The organism is Roseococcus sp. SYP-B2431, from assembly GCF_004336745.1.
Taxonomy (GTDB): domain Bacteria; phylum Pseudomonadota; class Alphaproteobacteria; order Acetobacterales; family Acetobacteraceae; genus Roseococcus.
Window position 1 is genome coordinate 15,544 of sequence record NZ_SJXD01000026.1, and the last position, 16,949, is coordinate 32,492.

Sequence of the window (16,949 nt, forward strand, 5' to 3'; positions counted from 1 at the left end):
ACCATGAACCGCCGCCGCCTGCTGACCACGCCCTTTCTCATCGCCGGGGCCACCGCCACCGGACTCGGCCGGGCCGGCGCCCAGGGCGCGCCCGACCCGCAGAACACGCTCGTCATGACGCTGAAGGACAATGCCCGCGTCACGATCCGCCTGCGCCCCGACCTGGCGCCGCTGCATGTGGAGCGCATCAAGACGCTCACCCAGCGCGGCCTCTACGACGGCACGCCGTTCCACCGCGTGATGGAGGGCTTCATGGCCCAGGGCGGCGACCCGACCGGCACCGGCACCGGCGGCTTCCGCGACCGCGGCTTCGCGGATATCCGCGCCGAGTTCAGCCCGCCGAGTCGGGCGCGCTTCCTGCGCGGAACCTGCGGCATGGCCCGCGCGCAGGACCCGAACAGCGCGAACAGCCAGTTCTTCATCATGTTCGCGCCCAATACGAGCCTCGATGGCCAGTACACCATCTGGGGCCAGGTGACGGACGGCATGGAGGCCGTGGACAAGATCAAGCGCGGCGTGGGCGGCAGCGGGATGGTGCCGAACCCGCCGGACCGCCTGATCCGCATGCGGCTGCTCGCGGACAGCTGATGACCGGCCGCGGGCCCGCCTTGGAGCCCGCGGCATTCCCAACTATTGATCCCGCGAACCATGGCCGGCGCTCCCCAGGACGCGCCGGCCGAAGATTTCGCGACCACCCCCCATTGCTGCTGCAGGAGCGACCATGTCCGAGACCAATGAAGCCGAAGCCCAGGGCGCTCCGGACCGCGAGAACATCCTCGTCCTCGAGCTGAAGGACGGCGCCACCGTCACCATCAAGCTCCGCCCCGATCTCGCGCCGCTGCATGTCGAGCGGATCAAGGAGCTGGCCCGCAAGGGCTTCTATGACGGGACGCCCTTCCACCGCGTGATCGAGGGCTTCATGGCCCAGGGCGGCGACCCGACCGGCACCGGCACCGGCGGCTCGGACCTGCCGAACCTGAAGGCCGAGTTCAGCGCCCCGGGCAAGGCGCGCTTCCTGCGCGGCACCTGCGGCATGGCACGCACGCAGGACCCGAACACGGCGAACAGCCAGTTCTTCATCATGTTCGCGCCGGCCTCGAGCCTCGACGGCCAGTACACCATCTGGGGCGAGGTAACGGAGGGCATGGAGGCCGTGGACAAGATCGCCCGCGGCGCCGGCAGCAGCGGCATGGTCCGCACGCCGGACAAGATCGTCAGCATGCGCGTGCTCGCCGACACTTGACCTCTGGCCCCGCGCGGTGCTTCTGCGCCGCGCGGGAGTTCCCGTGAGCCCGTAGCTCAGCCGGTAGAGCACGTGACTTTTAATCATGGGGTCGTGGGTTCGAGTCCCACCGGGCTCATTCCCCCCAAACAGGCCGCCGTTCTGCCCTTCTGCGGAAGCGCTGAATCAGATTCCGCCGGTCCATGACGCGCCGGCGCGGTCGGAAGGTCATCCCGCCGGGGAGGCGGACGGCGTCCGTGAGCTGTCCAGCGGCGCCGGGGCTCCAGGCCCCGCCGACCAGCGGCGGCTTGTGCCGTCGCCATGGAAGAAGGTCCCGGAAACGGCGCGGATGCGGCACGCATCGCCACGGGCGAGCGCGACCGCGCAAATCCCCTCGATCCTATGGCCATCGACGTCCGCGAGGATTCGCGTGCCGCCCGTGCCCTCGGGCCGGACGGAGCGGACCAGCGCCCGGCCCGCCGCCGAGGGCTCGATCCGCACCTCATGCGGGCGGAGGAAGAGCACCGCTTCCCCATCCGGCAGGTCGAGCTCGACATCGTCCAGCCCGAATTCCGAAAGGCGCGCGACCCGGCCCCGGATGCACAGCGGCAACCGCGTCGCCTCGCCCATGAAGCCCGCCACGAAGGCCGTCGCCGGCGTCTGCAGGAGAGCGTCGGGCGTATCGAGTTGCACGATGCGCCCGGCTTCCATGACGGCCACGCGGTCCGCCATCTCCATGGCCTCCTCCTGGTCGTGCGTGACGAGGATGGAGGTGAGGCCCAGGCGGTCGTGCAGGCCGCGCACCCAGCGGCGCACCTCCTTGCGCACCAGCGCGTCGAGCGCGCCGAAGGGCTCGTCCAGCAGCAGGAGCTGCGGCTCGATGGCGAGCGCGCGGGCCAGCGCCACCCGCTGCCGCTGGCCTCCGGAGACCTGGTCCGGATAGCGCGCCGCGAGCTCGGGAATCTGCACCAGCTCCAGCAGCTCGCGCACGCGCCGCTGGATCTCGGCCTCGGGCGGCCGGCGGTTCCGGGGCCGCACGCGCAGGCCGAAGGCGACGTTCTCCGCCACGCTCATGTGGCGGAAGAGCGCATAATTCTGGAAGACGACGCCCACCCCGCGCTCACGGGCCGGCACGCCGGCCATGTCCCGCCCCGCGATGCGGACCCGGCCCTCGTCGGGAAAGTCGAGGCCGGCCAGGACGCGCAGCAGCGTCGTCTTCCCCGAGCCCGACGGTCCGAGCAGCGCGACGAACTCGCCCGGCTCCAGCGCCAGCGACACGCCGTCCAGCGCGGCGGTGCCGCCGAAGCGGCGGGCCAGGTTCTCCACATCGACCGTCAAGCGGCATCTCCCATCCGGCGTCCTGCCAGGATCTCGAGCAGCGCCTTGGCGAGCAGGGTGAGCAGGCCCAGCAGCGCCAGCAGCGAGGCGACCGCGAAGGCGCCCACGAACATGTACTCGTTGTAGAGGATCTCGACATGCAGCGGCATGGTGTTCGTCTGTCCGCGGATATGGCCGGAGACGACCGAGACCGCACCGAACTCGCCCATGGCGCGGGCGTTGCAGAGCAGCACGCCGCTGAGCAGCGCCCATTTCACGTTCGGCAGCGTCACCCGGCGGAAGATGTCCCAGCCCCCGGCCCCGAGCGTGGCCGCGGCCTCCTCCTCGTCGCGCCCCTGCTCCTGCATCAGCGGGATGAGCGTGCGCGCGACGAAGGGAAAGGTGACGAAGACGGTCGCGAGCACCAGGCCGGGCACGGCGAAGATGATCTCGATGTCGTGCTCCTGCAGCCAGGGGCCGAGGTAGCCCTGCGCGCCGAAGAGCAGCACGTAGACCAGGCCCGAGATGACGGGCGAGACCGAGAAGGGCAGCTCGATCAGGGTGATCAGCAGGCGCCTGCCCGGGAAATCGAACTTGGTCACCGCCCAGGCGGCCGCGACGCCGCCCATGGCGTTCACCGGCACGGAAATGGCCGCGACCAGCAGAGTCAGGCGCACGGCCGCGCGCGCATCCTCCTCCTGGATGGCGGCCAGCGCGGGCTCCCAGCCGCGGCGCAGCGCCTCGGTGAAGACGGCGGCGAGCGGCAGCAGGAAGATGACGACCGCCAGGAGCAAAGCGAGCGTCACCGCCGTCCAGCGCAGCCAGGCGGGATCGGCGGCGGCGGGGCCGGCGGCGCTCATGCCCGCCCCCGCCGCAGCCTGCGCTGCCAGAGGTTGAGCGCCAGCAGGATCGCGAAGGACAGCAGCAGCATGGCCAGCCCGATGCCGGCCGCCGCCGCATAGTTGAACTGTTCCAGCTTCACCACGATCAGCAGCGGCGCGATCTCGCTCACCATGGGCATGTTGCCGGCGATGAAGATGACGCTGCCGTACTCGCCGACAGCGCGCGCGAAGCCCAGGCCGAAGCCGGTGATCGTCGCGGGCAGCAGCGCGGGAAGGACGACGCGCCGGATGGTCTGCAGCCGCGTGGCGCCGAGCGTGGCGGCGGCCTCCTCCGCGTCGAGCGGAAGGTCGCGCAGCACCGGCTCCACGCTGCGGACGACGAAGGGCAGCGCCACGAAAACGAGCGCCACCACCACGCCCGCCGGCTTGAAGGCCACCTGCCAGCCGAATGCCGCCGCGAGCGGCGCGCCCAGCCAGCCATTGGGCGCGAAGAGCGCGGTGAGCGCGAGGCCCGCGACGGCGGTCGGCAGGGCGAAGGGCAGGTCGACCAGCGCGTCCAGCAGGCGCCGGCCGGGGAAGCGGTAGCGCGTCACCGTCCAGGCCAGCAGCAGGCCGAGCGGCACGCTGACCAGGGCGGCCAGCAGCGCGGCCCCGAAGGAGAGGCGGAGGGAGGCGAGCACGCGCGGCTCCGACAGCACCTCCAGGAGCCCCGACGGCCCGAGCTCCCAGGGCTTGATGGCCAGGGCCGCAAGCGGGATCAGCACGATCAGCCCCAGCCAGGCCAGTGTCAGCCCCAGCGAGACGCCGAGGCCCGGCAGGGCATGGCGCCGTCGCCGTAGGGCGAGCGAAGGCGCGCCGGGCGTCAGGGACGCGCCCGCGCTCATCGCCGCCCGCTCAGCGGCCGGGCCGGTAGATGCGGTCGAAGACGCCGCCATCGTTGAAATGGAGGCGCTGCGCCTCTGCCCAGCCGTTGAAGGCGCCGTCGATGGTCACGAGCTCGATGCCCGGGAAGACCGAGGCATGGGCGGCCAGGACGGAGGCCTCGCGCGGGCGGTAGAAGTTCTTCGCGGCGATGCGCTGGCCCTCCTCGCCGTAGAGGTGGTTGAGGAAGGCCTCAGCCATGGCGCGGGTGCCGCGACGGTCGACGTTGCGGTCCACCACCGCCACCGGCGGCTCGGCTAGGATGGAGAAGGGCGGATAGACGATCTCCAGCCCCGCATCGGGGAATTCCTTCAGGGCCAGATGGGCCTCGTTCTCCCAGGCGAGCAGCACGTCGCCCTGGGCGCGCTGCACGAAGGTGGTGGTGGAGCCGCGCGCGCCGGTGTCGAGCACCGGCACCTGGCGGAAGAGCTGCCCCGTCGCCTGCTCGGCCGTCGCCGCGCTGCCGCCGGGCTGTCGGAGCGCCCAGGCCCAGAAGGCCAGGTAGTTCCAGCGCGCGCCGCCCGAGGTCTTGGGGTTGGGCGTGATGATCGAGACGCCGGGCCTCACGAGATCGCCCCAGTCGCGCAGCCCCTTCGGATTGCCGCGCCGCACCAGGAAGACGATGGTGCTGGTGTAGGGCGCCGAGTTGTGCGGCAGGCGCTTCTGCCATTCGCGCGCGAGGAACCCGCGCGCGGCGATCTCGTCGATGTCGTAGGCCAGCGCCAGGGTCACGACGTCCGCCTGCAGCCCGTCGATCACGCTGCGCGCCTGCCGGCCCGAGCCGCCATGCGAGGTGTTGATCCGGGGCCGGGGATGGCCCTGCGCGGCCCAGTGGGCCGCGAAAGCGGCGCTGAACTCGCGGTAGAGCTCGCGGGTGGGGTCGTAGCTGACGTTGAGCAGGGTCTGGGCCGATTGCGCCTGGGCGCCCCCGGCAAGGGCGAGCGCGGAGCCAGCGGCGAGCAGCGATCGGCGCGGAAGAGGCGAGACGGTCATGCGTCGGGTCTCCTTGAGGCCAGAAGTTGGGAAGGCCCGGCCCGGTTGCAACCGAGCTGCCGACGACGCACGGCCCTGCCAGGTCGGAGCGCGGCACCGCTCACGGCCGGCGTCCAGCGGCTCGCCCGCTCATTCGCAGCGCCAAGTTCCGCCCGGGCGGAGCCGCGCAACCCGGGCCGGCTCAGCGCCGGCTGACATACCGCTTCCCGCCGCTGCGCATGGTGTAGTAGGCGCCGCGCGAATCCGTGCAGGGCGCGGCCGGCGTGCAGTCGCGCGCCGCGGCGGCCGGGGGTTGGGGCGCCAGCGGGCGATCCGCAGGTCGGCCGAGGCATTCCAGCCGGTCAGCGCGGTCCGGAGTGGCCGGGCAAAGGCCCGTCGTCTGCGCCCAAGCCGGAGCCGAGGCGAACAGGATCGGCAACATCAGCAGATGCATCGCGGCCCTCCGCGCGAAGCTTGGCGCGGAGGGCCGCGATGCGGCAGGCGCCGGAAAGGATCCCGGCTTAGCGGATAGTCGTGGCGCCGGTCCGCGGGGCCGGGGCCTCGACCGGCGCCAGTGGATTGAGGGAGGGCGTGGGCGCCGGCGATTCCGCTGGCGTTCCCGGTACCAGGCCCGGGCGGGTCGCGCCGGTGCCGGTCGGCGCGCCCGTGGGATCCGGCGCCGGCTCGCCCGCGGACCGGGGCATCGGCGGTAAGGCCGGACTCGTCCCGCCCGTCGAGGCGGCCGGCGGGTCGGAGGAAGGCATGGCTCCCCCCTGGCTCAGGGCCGCCAACGGCGCGGTCAGCATCACGGCGGCGACGGCCATTCCCGCCAGCGGGACGAGCCGCCGCACGGCCCCGGTCCTAGCCACCCGAGCCGCCGCCAGACCCTCCGCCCGAGCCGCCGCCCGAGCCGCCACCGGTGCCGGAGGACGAACCGCCCGTCCCGCCGCTGGCCCCGCCACCGGCCGAGCCGCCCGCGCTGCCTGAAGCCCCACCTCGCGCGGAGCCTGCGGCACCGCCCGGCGACGATCCGGGCGAGCCCAGAGTCCCCGTGCCTGCCGATCCCGGCGCGCCCGGCGTGCCGGCGCCGGGGCCGGTCGGGCCCCGCGATCCCGGACCGGCACTCGGCGGCGCGACGTTCGGCGTGGAGAAGCCGGTGGCCGAGCGCCCGCCCGGATCGGTCGAGGCCGCACCGGGCATGGAGGGCGCGGGCACGGTGGGCCCGGTCGTGGCGCTGCCGGGGGAACCGGGCTGGGCGCCTGGAGCCTGAGCCTGCCCGGCGCCGGGCGCAAGCAGGAGAGCGGCGCCGAGGCTCGCGCCGAGGAGCGTCAGGCGGGTTGCGGCATATCGGGTCATGCGGGTGTTTCCTTCGCCAGGGATCCGGGCCTTCTGTCGCCCGGGCTTGCCGGAGAAACATCCCGGCGGCGAAGGGGTTGCCCATGCTGCAGTGCGGCACGGCCGCAACTCGGCCACCTTTTGCCCGTTGCATGCTGGCTCCATGGAGGCCTCGCATGCGCCTGCCGCCCTTCTCGTCATCATTCTCCGGCGCCGCCCTCGCGGCGCTGCTGGGCGGAGCCGTCATCCTTGTCGTCTTCGGCGTGCAGATCGTGCCCCCGTCCCACACGGGCTGGATGCTGTCCGGCCAGGTCGGGCCGGACCCGGTGCAGTACTGGCTCGGCTGGACCTATTTCCGCCTGGCGCCCTGGAGCCTGCCGCCGGGGCTCAATCCGCTGTTCGGGATGGAGATCTCGTCCTCCATCTTCTATGCCGATTCCATCCCGCTTCTCGCCTTTGCCTTCAAGGCGCTGCGCAGCGTGGTCGAGGTGGACCAGTATTGGGGGATGTGGATCGTGGCCTGCGGCGCGCTGCAGGGCATGCTGGCCTGGCTGCTGATCGGGCGTGTCACGCAGGACCCCCTCGCCCGCCTCGCCGGCGCGATGCTCTTCGTGCTCCAGCCCATGCTGCTGAACCGGATGGGCGGGCATTTCGCGCTTTCCGCGCAATGGCTGGTGCTCTGGGGGCTGCTGCTCGCGCTGAGCCCGGCCGGGCGGCTCCGCTGGTTGGCCTGGGCCGCGCTGGTGCTCGCGGCCTCGCTGATCCACTCCTACATCCTGCCGATGGTGCTGGCGCTCTGGGCCGCCGACTGGTGGTCGCGGCGGCACGTCGCCGAGGCCGTGTTCGTCCCGGCCGCGGGGCTGGCGGGGCTCTGGGCCGCCGGCTTCTTCGTGCTCGGCGCGGGCCACGGCAACGCGCAATACGGCACCATGCAGCTCGATCTGCTGGCGCCCTTCGACCCGGCCTTCTGGGGCAGCCTCCTGCCCGACCTGCCCGACCCCGAGCATCCGGAATCCGGCAGCTCCTATCTCGGCCTCGGGGCGCTGCTGCTGCTCCCGTTCCTGCTCTTCGTGCCCCCCAGGCGGCGGCTCGTCCCGCTGATGGTCGTCCTGGCCGCGATGCTGCTCTTCGCCGTCAGCCACCACGTGACCATCGGCGGCACGACGGTCGCGACCCTTCCCCTGCCCGAGCGGCTGGTCACGCTGCTCGGCATGCTGCGCTGCTCGGAGCGCTATTTCTGGCCGCTGGCCTATGCGCTGATCCTCGCCGGGATGGCCGGGCTGCTGCGCGTCGCCGGGCCCCGCTGGGGCGGACTGGCGCTGCTGGCGCTGCTGCTGGTCCAGGCGGTCGACCTCCGGCCGGGCTATGCCCGCGTCGCCCACTACTTCCCGCCCACGGCCGACCAGCTGCCGCTGCGCCTCGCCGATCCCTTCTGGGGCGAGGCGGCGCAACGCTACCGCGCTATCCGGCTCGTGCCGGCCGGCAACCAGGGGCGCGGCTGGGAGGAGGTCGCCGTCTTCGCCGCGCGTCACGGCATGGCGACGGATGCCATCTACCTTGCCCGCGCCGATGCCGGCGCCATCGAGCGGCTGCGCGCCGAGATCGCCGGCCGCCTCGCCCGGGGCGACCACGAGCCCGGCGTGCTCTACGTGCTGCGCGACGCCGCGACGGCCGAGTTGGCCCGCGCCGGCATGCAGGACGGGCGCGACCGGATGCTCCGGGCCGACGGGCTCGACGTGCTGGCGCCGGACTGGGCCGTTACCTCCACGGTCGCCTTGACGAACTGGACTTCGATCGCCTCAGGTGAGGTTCCGCGACCGGACGTCCCGGTCCGGGTGCCTCCCGACCCGGAGAAACCCGATGCTCATCCGCAGCCGCCGCGGCTTTGAAATCCCCGAAAGCCAGGTGACGCCGGAGGCGCTGGTGCTGAACCGGCGCGCGCTGGTCGGCGCGGGCGCCGCGTTGCTGCCTTCGGTAGCCTTCGCGCCTGGGGCCCTCGCGCAAAGCGCCACCGCCTCGCCGCCGCTGCCCGCGGCCCAGCGCAATCCGCGCTACGTCGCCGGCCGCGACATCACGTCCGAGCGCGAGGCCACGACCTACAACAACTTCTACGAGTTCGGCTCGAGCAAGGGCATCGCGCGCGACGCGGCCCGCATGCCGCTGCGTCCCTGGACCATCAAGGTCGAGGGCATGGTGGGCAAGCCGCGCGAATTCGCCATCGACGAGCTGATCGGGCTGATGCCCCTGGAGGAGCGCGTGCTCCGGCTGCGCTGCGTCGAGGGGTGGTCCATGGTCGTGCCCTGGACGGGCTTCCCGCTCGCCGAGCTGGTGAAGCTGGTGGAGCCGGCCTCGAGCGCGCGCTTCATCGCCTTCCAGACCGCGGCGATCCCCTCCGTGATGCCCGGCCTGCGCCAGACCTGGTACCCCTGGCCGCACACCGAGGGCTGCACCGTCGCCGAGGCGATGAACGACATGTCCTTCCTGGCCGTGGGCAATTACGGCAAGCCGCTGCAGGGCTCGAACGGCGCACCGATCCGCGTGCTCTTCCCGTGGAAATACGGATTCAAGTCCGGCAAGTCGATCGTGCGGATCACCTTCACCGACCGCCAGCCGGCGACCTACTGGAACACCATCCAGCCCTCCGAATACGGCTTCTGGGCGAATGTGAACCCGCAGGTGGCGCATCCGCGCTGGAGCCAGGCGACGGAACGCGTGCTGGGCACGGGCGAGCGCGTGCCGACGCAGCTGTTCAACGGCTATGGCGAGTTCGTGGCAGACCTCTACACGAACATGCAGCGGGAGCGGCTCTGGGCGTAGCGGCTGCGCCGCGCACTTGCGGCGTGATCCGCGCGCGATCGGATTCCAACCATCGCGGCCTTTAAAGACCGCCAATGAATCATGCACAGTCGCGACCGCCGGCCGCTCATCGTAGCCGGCCGCGCTTGCGTGACCGCCTCACGCCACCAGGACAAGAGGAGAAGACATGAGCAGCGGAACCATCACCGTCACCGACGGCACGCAGATCTGGTACAAGGATTGGGGCCCCAGGGACGCGCAGCCGGTCGTCTTCCATCACGGCTGGCCACTCAGCGCGGACGACTGGGACGCGCAGATGATGTTCTTCCTCTCGAAGGATTATCGCGTCATCGCGCATGACCGCCGCGGGCACGGCCGCTCCAGCCAGACGGAGAGCGGCAACGAGATGGACACCTATGCGGCCGATGTCGCCGCGCTGGCGAAGCACCTCGATCTGAGGAACGCCATCCATGTCGGCCATTCGACTGGCGGCGGCGAGGTCGCGCGCTATGTCGCGCGGCATGGCGGCGGCCGGGTGGCCAAGGCCGTGCTGATCGGCGCGGTGCCGCCGATCATGGTGAAGAGCGAGACGAATCCCGGCGGCCTGCCGATCGAGGTGTTCGACGGCTTCCGCGCCGCCTTCCTGGCCAATCGGGCCCAGTTCTTCCGCGACGTGCCGGCGGGGCCCTTCTATGGCTACAACCGCCCCGGCGCGACGGCATCCGAGGGCGTGATCGCCAATTGGTGGCGCCAGGGCATGATGGGCGGCGCCAAGGCCCATTACGACTGCATCAAGGCCTTTTCCGAGACCGACTTCACGGAGGACCTGAAGAAGATCGAAGTACCGGTGCTGGTCATGCATGGCGACGATGACCAGATCGTACCCTATGCGGATTCGGCGCCGCTCTCGGTCAAGCTGCTGAAGCACGGCACGCTGAAGACCTATGCCGGCCTGCCGCACGGCCTGTGCACGACCCATCCGGACGTGATCAATCCGGACCTTCTGGCCTTCTTCCGGTCCTGAAGAGTCATAACCTACCGTCCGAGGACTTGCGGTCGCTGGTGGGGGCCTGAGGGCACGAAACCCCTTCACCGCCCTGCCCGCTGGATCTCCGCCCGCGCCGCCCATATGGCCGCCCTCTCCTCCTCCGTCAGGTCCAGCCAGGTCAGCTTCTCGTCCAGCGGAAAGGGCGGGCCGCCGGCCGATCCTGTCACCGCCAGGACGATGCCGCCCCGGGGGTCCACGACGAAGGGCTCGCCCTTGTTGCCCAGGTTCCAGGCGCCGGCCTGGCCGTCGTCGATCGAGGTCACGTTCCAGACCTGCTGTGCGCGGACGAGCCGCGCCGGCACCGGGTTCAGCACATGCCCCGACATGGCCGCCGCCAGGCGCTTCTGCCGCGCGACGGCAGCCGGAACGAAGAGCGCGCCCAGGCAGAGGGCCAGCATCAGCGCCATCAGCACGCCGTAGGTGACGGCGCGGTTGACGAAGCGCTCCAGGCCGAGGTCGGTGGTGGTGAGCTCGGGCCGCGCCGGATCGCCCATGGGCATGACCTGCCGGTTGCCGGAGCTGGGCTCGAAGAAGACGTAGCCCACCTCGCGCCGGAGCGCGGGGCCGCGATCCTGCGGGATGACCAGGGTCGCCTCGCAATCGTTCAGCAGGAAGAAGCGGACCTGGCATCGGCCGCTCTCGACGCGCGTCTTGGGCAGGGCGACGGCCGTGTCGCGGATCCGATAGTCGGTGGCCAGGACCGGCACGACCTCCATCGAGACGACCGCCATGCCGACGGCGAAGAGGAGAAAGCCCAGGATTCCGAAGAGCCAGGCGCGCCAGGCCGCGATGGGCGCCCTGACGCGCAGCGGCCGCGCGGGGAAGGCGCGCGCGATGGGGTCGGACAGGACGGGCCTTCCGGGCCCCTTCCACGGATCGTTCGGCATGCCTCCAGGCTGACCATGCTCGGGCATGGGAGGCAAGGCCCCCGCGTCAGGTCCATCGCGTCAGCTTCGCGTCGCCGTCAGCGGTAGTAGCCCCAGCCGCCGCGGTAATAAGGGCGATGGTAGTAACCGCCGCCGTGGTAACGCGGCGGGCCGTAATAGCCGGGCCCGTAGGCGGGATAGGCCACGCAGCCCGGCAGGGTCGAAAGCGCCAGCAGGGCCAGGCAGGCCAGGAGCTTGGTCTTGGACATGATAACCTCCCGGGCGGCGCTGTCCGGTGCCGCCTATGGGAGAAAACGCGCGGTCCATGGCGGGGTTAGGGCTACCCGGGGGCCGAAACGCGGCGCGGCCCGGCGAGTTCCAGCCGCGCCTCCATGATCTCCGTGTCCTCGAGGCTCCGGCTCAGCGTGAAGCCCAGGCCCTCGGCGAAGGCCAGCATCGGCCTGTTGTCCGCGAGGATGTGCCCCACCAGCTCGGTGAGCCCCTCGCCCCGCGCCCAGGCGATGGCGCGCTCCATCAGATGGCTCGCGAGGCCGGTCCCCTTGGCCGAGGGGCTGACCACCACCGCGAATTCGGCGCCGCCGCCGGCGCCCTCCCGGATGATGCGCGCGGTGCCGAGGATGTGTCCGTCCCGCGCGGCGACGAAGGCCATCTCGCGATCGTAGTCGATCTGCGTGAGGCGGGCGAGCATGGCCGGCGGCAGCTCGCGCATCGTGGAAAAGAAGCGGAAGCGGACATCCTCCGGCGGCAGGCTCCGGAAGTGCTCGCCCTGGGCGGCGGCATCCTCGGGACGGATGGGGCGGACCTCGTAGGTCCGGCCGTCCTCGGCCGTGAAGCTCGCGGCGAGCTCGGCGGGATAGGGCGGTATGGCGAGCAGCACGGCCTCGCCCTCCGGCCGGAGCGTGAGCGCGGCGTCGGCGGCCAGCACGCCGCGCGCATCGGCGAAGAGCGGGTTCACGAAAAGGGTCGCGATCTCCGGGAAGTCGACGAGGAGCTGGCTCACGCGCACCAGGGCATCGGCGATGGCCGGCTCGTTCACCGGCGGGCGGTCGCGGAAGCCGGGAAGGAGGCGGGAGAGGCGGGTGCGGGCGATCAGGCCATGCGCGAGGGGCAGGTTGAGCGGGGGCAGGTCGAAGGCCTCGTCCTGGGCGAGGTCCGCGGCGGTGCCGCCCTGGCCGAAGCCGATCCAGGGGCCGAACATGGCGTCGTCGCCCATGCGCAGCCGCAGCTCCATCATGCCGCGCGGCGCCTGGCGCTGGACGAGGAAGCCCTGGAGCACCGTGCCAGGCGCGCGGCGGGGGACTTCCTCCGCCATCGCTGCCGCCGCCGCGGTGACGGAAGCGCCGTCGCGCAGGTTGAGCACCACGCCGCCGGCCTCGCTCTTGTGGCGCAGCAGCGCGCGGGCCTTGAGAACGACGGGAAAGCCCATCCCGACCGCGGCGCCCGCCGCGCGGGCTGGGGTGTGCGCGAGGAAGACGGGCAGGCTCTCCAGCCCATAGGCGGCGAGGACGGACAGCGCCTCGTCCTCCAGCAGGCGCAGGCGGCCCTCGGCCCGGGCGGCGGCGAAGCGGGCGCGCACCGCGGCGCGGTCGGGCTGGAAGGTGAGCACGTCGGAGGCGGGGAGCTCGGCGGCGGTGGCGCGGTTGCGGCGCTCGGCGGCCAGGTGGGCGGCGCCCCGGGCAACGGCCTCGGGGGTGGCGAAGACCGGCAGGCCGGCCTCGGTGAGGGCCGCGCGCTCGTCATGCGCGCTCGCCTCGCCGGTCCAGCCGAGGAGGATCGGCGCGCCGCGGTTGCCCCGCGCGGCGGCGCCGAAGGCCTGGGCCGGCACCGCCTCCTGCTCGGGGGCGTGCAGCGCCATCACCACATCCACCTCGCGCGCGGCGGCCAGGACCTTCGCGGCCTCGGCCAGCGCGGCTCCGGCGGCGGCGTTGAGCGCGAGGGGATTGCGCGGCGCGCGGCCCTCCAGCAGGGGAACCAGCGCCGCCTGCGTGGCCTCGGTCAGCTCGGAGAGGCGCAGCCCCTGCCCCAGCGCCGCGTCTGCGGCCAGCCGCGCCATGCCGAGCCCGTTGGCGACGATCGCCACGCGGTCGCCCGGGCCGTTGCCGGCGCGCGGCCTGGTGCGCGCCAGGGTCTCGGCGGCGGCGAGCCAGTCCTCGAAGCCGGCGGCGCGCAGGATGCCGGCGCGGCGCAGCACCGCATCCATCACCGCGTCGCCGATGCCGGAGGGATCGTCGGAGCGGCCACCGGGCCGTAGCGCGAGCACGGGGCGGGTGCGGGCCGTGGCGCGGGCCGCGGAGACGAAGCGGCGGCGCTGCTTGATGCGGCGCAGCTCCAGCAGGACGCAGGCGGTGGCGCTGTCGCGCGCCAGCCAGTCGAGGCCAAGGGCGAAGCCCAGATCCTCGTTGGAGCCGATGCCGACGATGTGGCTGAAGCCGAGCCCTTCCGCGGCGGCCCAGTCGATCACGGCGCGCGCGATGGCCGAGGACTGCGCCATCAGCGCGAGCCGGCCCTTGGGGATATGCAGATGCGCCAGCGTGGCGTTGAGGCCCATGCCCGGCAGCGCCAGGCCGAAGCTGCGCTCGCCGAGCGCCCTCACGCCGGTGGCGGCCGCCATGGCGGCGAGGCCCGGTGCCGCCGTGGGCACCACGACGGCGCGGCAGCCCATCGTCGCGATGTCGTGAAAGGCCTGGGCCTGCGCGTCGGGCGCGACGCAAAGGACAGCCAGGTCGGGCACATCCTCGGGCGCCTCGAAGCCCTCGATGTCCTCGGCCATCAGCTTCCCGTGGAAGCGGCCGTCGAGCAGGTTGCGGGCGAGGATGCGCGCCTCGGGCAGCGCCAGATCGGCGCGCAGCAGCACGGAGCGCGGGCGGAAGAGCGCGGTGTCCCGGAAGCCGGAACCCGGACGGCCTGTCAGAATCAGCGACATGGAGGGACTATAGCGCCCGGAAACAGGTCGCGCGGAAGGCGGGCGCATCTTGCGCCATGGTCCGCGACGCGCTGCCCTGTCGGCTCACCAAGGCGAGGCTACGAGATGACCGATCGGCGGATGGATCCGGAAATGGCGGCGTTCAGCGCCATGGTGGCGGCGCGCGGCGCGGGGAACCCGCCGACCGTCTTCCCGAATCCGCCGCGCAGTGCCCCCTTCGACGAGCAGCGCCGCCTCAACGACGAGCCGCAGCTGCCCCAGGCCCAGGGCGGCGCGGTCATGGCCGAGAGCCGCGACCTGCTGCTGCCTATCCGGGGGCGACGCATGCAGCTGCGCTTCCACCGGCCCTCCGACGACCCGAACCTGCCGGTGCTGATCTACTTCCATGGCGGCGGCTGGGTCTGGGGCAGCGTCGACACGCATGACAAGCTGATGCGCGCCTATGCTGCGGCCGCCGGCTGCGCCGTTCTCGGGCCGGATTATGCGCTGAGCCCGGAGGCGGTGTTCCCGACGGCGCTGGAGGAATGCGCGGCGGTGCTGCGCCATGTCGCGACGCGCGGCGCAGAGCTGGGGCTCGATCCTTCGCGCATCGTCCTGGGCGGCGACAGCGCGGGGGCGAACCTCGCGGCCGCCGCGGCGCTGCTGAATGCCGAGCAGCCCTCGCCCGTGGGGCTCAAGGGGCTGCTGCTGAACTACGGCGTCTACGACCATGTGCTCGACACGCCGAGCTACCGCGAATTCGGCGAGGGCTATGGGCTGACGCTTGCCAAGATGCGCTTTTATTGGGACGCCTATTGCCCCGATGCGGTGGCCCGCATGTCGCCCTTCGCCTCGCCCATGCGCGGCGAGCTCTCCTCGTTGCCGCCGGCGCTCATGCATGTCGCGGAGCTGGACGTGCTGGCCTCGGAGAACCTGGCCTTCGCGGAGAAGCTGCGCAGGGCGGGCGTGAGCCTGGAGCTGCAGACCTTTCCCGGCACGGTGCATGGTTTCGCGCGGGCGCTGGGCTTCGTCGGCGCCGCGGACCGGGCGGCGGAGGCGGCGGGCGCCTGGCTGAAGGCGCGCTTCGCCGGCTGAGGGCACGACCTGATTGCATGCGGGGCGCAGGCAGCCAATGATCCGCGGCGGGAACAAACCCGCAAGGAAACGCCCCCATGGCTTTCAACAAGCGCTCGCCCCTCATCGTGGCCGGCTTCGCGGCCGCCTTCGCCGCGGGCCTTTTCGCCGACCGCCTGGTCCCGCATGCCGATGCGCAGTCCGGCCCGGCGCCGCTCACGCCGCAGATCGTCAACCTCTTCAGCATGACCGATGAGGAGATCGGCAACCTCATCCCCAACACCGACCTGCGCAGCCGCACCCTGGCCGCGACGCCGGAGGGGACCGTGGGCGTGCAGAGCGGCAATGTGATGCGGCACTACCACGCGGACGCGCATGAGATTCAGCTGATCCTGCAGGGCGAGGGCTCCTTCTGGCTCGGCGACCGCCAGGTGCAGGTGAAGCCGGGCGACCTGATCATCATTCCGCGCGGCGTGGCGCATGCGGGCTCGCGCGCCACCACCGGGCGGTTCCGCGCGCTGGCGATCAAGCTGCCGCCGCAGCGCGCGGGGGACACGGTTCCGGCGCCCGCCCCCTGAGCCGGACGGGATGAGCGGAGGCGCCGGAGGTCTGAATCCCGCGCCCCCAGGATCAGGCCCCGTCAGTCCGGCACGGCGCCGGAGGCGTGCACGATCGGCGCCCATTTCGCCGTCTCGTCCCGCAGGAACCGCGCCAGCTCCTGGGGCGTGGACGGCTGCGCCTCGACCTTCCGCTCCGCGAGCTGGGCCACCAGGGCCGGATCGGTCAGCGTGGCGCGGATGGCGTCGCCTACCGCCTTGGCGATCGGCTCCGGCAGGCCGCGCGGGCCCATGAGCGCCACCCAGTCCACCATCTCGAAGCCCGGCAGGCCGCTCTCGGCCATGGTCGGCACCTCCGGAAGCAGGCGGCTGCGCTGGGCGTCCGGCACGGCGAGGATCCGGAGCCTGCCGTTCTCGGCGTGCGGGACGGCGTTCAGCGCCGTGGTGAAGGCATAGTCCACCTTGCCCGAGACGAGGTCCGCCTGCAGCGCGCCGCCGCCGCGATAGGGCACATGCACGGTGCGAATGTCCGCCAGCATGTTCAGCTGCTGGTTGGCGAGATGCCCGGCGCCGCCGACGCCGGAAGAGGCGCAGGTCAGCGTGTCCGGGCGCGCCTTCGCGGCGGCGATCAGCTCGGCGACGCTGCGCCAGGGGCGGTCAACCCGCACCGCCAGCACGTTCAGCACCGTGCCGATGCGCGAGATGGGCGCCAGGTCCCTCTGCGGATCGAAGGACAGGTCGCGATAGAGCGTCGGATTGATGGCCAGCGCGCCGATCGTGCCGAGCAGCAGGGTGTAGCCGTCCGGCGCGGCGCGGCTCACCGCCTCGGTCGCGATGTTGCCGCCGGCGCCGGGGCGGTTCTCGATCACGATCGACTGGCCGAGCAGCGACTGCAGCCTGCCCGACATGATGCGCGCGGTGACGTCGGTCGAGCCGCCGGGCGCGAAGCCGATCAGCACGCGGATCGGGCGGCTGGGATAGGTCTGCTGGGCTCGCGCCGAGGCGGCGAGCGCGAGGGCGGGCGGCAGGGACAGCAGGCTGCGGCGGAGCATGGATAGTCCTTATTCTGACTCGCC

Annotated in this window: 17 protein-coding genes and 1 tRNA gene; 9 read left to right on the forward strand and 9 right to left on the reverse strand. The window is 72.4% G+C overall.

What is annotated here, in order from left to right; translation table 11 throughout:
- Positions 1 to 3: 3 nt before the first annotated feature.
- The 3 genes from EJV46_RS14520 (at position 4) to EJV46_RS14530 (ending at position 1,361) form a co-directional block, all read left to right on the forward strand.
- Positions 4 to 588, forward strand: a complete 585-nt coding sequence (locus EJV46_RS14520; protein WP_131549402.1) for a peptidylprolyl isomerase — start codon at positions 4 to 6, stop codon at positions 586 to 588.
- Positions 589 to 721: 133 nt separating this feature from the next.
- Positions 722 to 1,243: a peptidylprolyl isomerase gene (locus EJV46_RS14525; protein ID WP_131549403.1), complete on the forward strand. Its 522-nt coding sequence runs from the start codon at positions 722 to 724 to the stop codon at positions 1,241 to 1,243.
- Positions 1,244 to 1,288: 45 nt separating this feature from the next.
- Positions 1,289 to 1,361: transfer RNA gene (locus EJV46_RS14530), tRNA-Lys, on the forward strand.
- 89 nt (positions 1,362 to 1,450) lie between these two features.
- On the opposite strand, the gene EJV46_RS14535 is transcribed toward EJV46_RS14530, so the two are convergent.
- From EJV46_RS14535 to EJV46_RS14555, 5 genes are all read right to left on the reverse strand, one after another.
- Positions 1,451 to 2,560: a sulfate/molybdate ABC transporter ATP-binding protein gene (locus EJV46_RS14535; RefSeq protein WP_131549404.1), complete on the reverse strand. Its 1,110-nt coding sequence runs from the start codon at positions 2,558 to 2,560 to the stop codon at positions 1,451 to 1,453.
- The gene (cysW, locus tag EJV46_RS14540) at positions 2,557 to 3,399 is read right to left on the reverse strand and encodes a sulfate ABC transporter permease subunit CysW (protein WP_131549405.1); all 843 of its coding nucleotides are present in this window, start codon (positions 3,397 to 3,399) and stop codon (positions 2,557 to 2,559) included. Before cysW ends, EJV46_RS14535 begins: the two co-directional genes overlap by 4 nt.
- Positions 3,396 to 4,265 carry a sulfate ABC transporter permease subunit CysT gene (gene cysT / locus EJV46_RS14545; RefSeq protein WP_131549406.1) on the reverse strand — a complete coding sequence of 290 codons (870 nt, stop codon included), beginning with the start codon at positions 4,263 to 4,265 and terminating at the stop codon, positions 3,396 to 3,398. Before cysT ends, cysW begins: the two co-directional genes overlap by 4 nt.
- Before the next feature lie 10 nt (positions 4,266 to 4,275).
- Complete coding sequence (locus tag EJV46_RS14550) at positions 4,276 to 5,295, reverse strand: sulfate ABC transporter substrate-binding protein (protein ID WP_131549407.1); 1,020 nt, start codon at positions 5,293 to 5,295, stop codon at positions 4,276 to 4,278.
- A gap of 181 nt (positions 5,296 to 5,476) precedes the next feature.
- On the reverse strand, positions 5,477 to 5,728 hold the full coding sequence (locus EJV46_RS14555; RefSeq protein ID WP_165585554.1) for a hypothetical protein: 252 nt from the start codon (positions 5,726 to 5,728) through the stop codon (positions 5,477 to 5,479).
- Positions 5,729 to 6,325: 597 nt separating this feature from the next.
- Between EJV46_RS14555 and EJV46_RS22870 the strand changes: the two genes are divergently transcribed.
- The 4 genes from EJV46_RS22870 to EJV46_RS14575 all read left to right on the forward strand — a co-directional run bounded on the left by EJV46_RS22870 (position 6,326) and on the right by EJV46_RS14575 (position 10,429).
- Positions 6,326 to 6,544 (forward strand): hypothetical protein, encoded by a 219-nt coding sequence (locus EJV46_RS22870; protein ID WP_165585555.1) that lies wholly within the window; start codon positions 6,326 to 6,328, stop codon positions 6,542 to 6,544.
- Between the two features lie 241 nt (positions 6,545 to 6,785).
- The gene (locus EJV46_RS14565; RefSeq protein ID WP_131549410.1) at positions 6,786 to 8,498 is read left to right on the forward strand and encodes a DUF6311 domain-containing protein; all 1,713 of its coding nucleotides are present in this window, start codon (positions 6,786 to 6,788) and stop codon (positions 8,496 to 8,498) included.
- Positions 8,470 to 9,426: a protein-methionine-sulfoxide reductase catalytic subunit MsrP gene (msrP, locus tag EJV46_RS14570; RefSeq protein WP_131549411.1), complete on the forward strand. Its 957-nt coding sequence runs from the start codon at positions 8,470 to 8,472 to the stop codon at positions 9,424 to 9,426. The genes EJV46_RS14565 and msrP overlap by 29 nt, the downstream gene beginning before the upstream one ends.
- A 166-nt stretch (positions 9,427 to 9,592) precedes the next feature.
- Positions 9,593 to 10,429, forward strand: a complete 837-nt coding sequence (locus EJV46_RS14575) for an alpha/beta fold hydrolase (RefSeq protein WP_131549412.1) — start codon at positions 9,593 to 9,595, stop codon at positions 10,427 to 10,429.
- A gap of 65 nt (positions 10,430 to 10,494) precedes the next feature.
- On the opposite strand, the gene EJV46_RS14580 is transcribed toward EJV46_RS14575, so the two are convergent.
- The 3 genes from EJV46_RS14580 to EJV46_RS14585 form a co-directional block, all read right to left on the reverse strand.
- Positions 10,495 to 11,340: a hypothetical protein gene (locus tag EJV46_RS14580; protein WP_131549413.1), complete on the reverse strand. Its 846-nt coding sequence runs from the start codon at positions 11,338 to 11,340 to the stop codon at positions 10,495 to 10,497.
- 77 nt (positions 11,341 to 11,417) lie between these two features.
- A complete protein-coding gene (locus EJV46_RS22875) occupies positions 11,418 to 11,588 on the reverse strand; it encodes a hypothetical protein (protein ID WP_165585556.1) in 171 nt (56 codons plus the stop codon).
- Positions 11,589 to 11,659: 71 nt separating this feature from the next.
- Positions 11,660 to 14,263 (reverse strand): GNAT family N-acetyltransferase, encoded by a 2,604-nt coding sequence (locus tag EJV46_RS14585; RefSeq protein WP_131549414.1) that lies wholly within the window; start codon positions 14,261 to 14,263, stop codon positions 11,660 to 11,662.
- A 132-nt stretch (positions 14,264 to 14,395) separates the two neighbouring features.
- On the opposite strand from EJV46_RS14585, the gene EJV46_RS14590 reads away from it, so the two are divergent.
- Together EJV46_RS14590 and EJV46_RS14595 are read left to right on the forward strand one after the other, a co-directional pair.
- A complete protein-coding gene (locus EJV46_RS14590) occupies positions 14,396 to 15,337 on the forward strand; it encodes an alpha/beta hydrolase (protein ID WP_240782571.1) in 942 nt (313 codons plus the stop codon).
- Positions 15,338 to 15,414: 77 nt separating this feature from the next.
- The gene (locus EJV46_RS14595) at positions 15,415 to 15,894 is read left to right on the forward strand and encodes an AraC family ligand binding domain-containing protein (protein ID WP_131549418.1); all 480 of its coding nucleotides are present in this window, start codon (positions 15,415 to 15,417) and stop codon (positions 15,892 to 15,894) included.
- A gap of 62 nt (positions 15,895 to 15,956) precedes the next feature.
- Here EJV46_RS14595 and EJV46_RS14600 read toward each other — a convergent pair whose 3' ends face one another.
- Positions 15,957 to 16,925: a tripartite tricarboxylate transporter substrate binding protein gene (locus EJV46_RS14600; RefSeq protein ID WP_131549419.1), complete on the reverse strand. Its 969-nt coding sequence runs from the start codon at positions 16,923 to 16,925 to the stop codon at positions 15,957 to 15,959.
- Positions 16,926 to 16,949 lie beyond the last annotated feature (24 nt).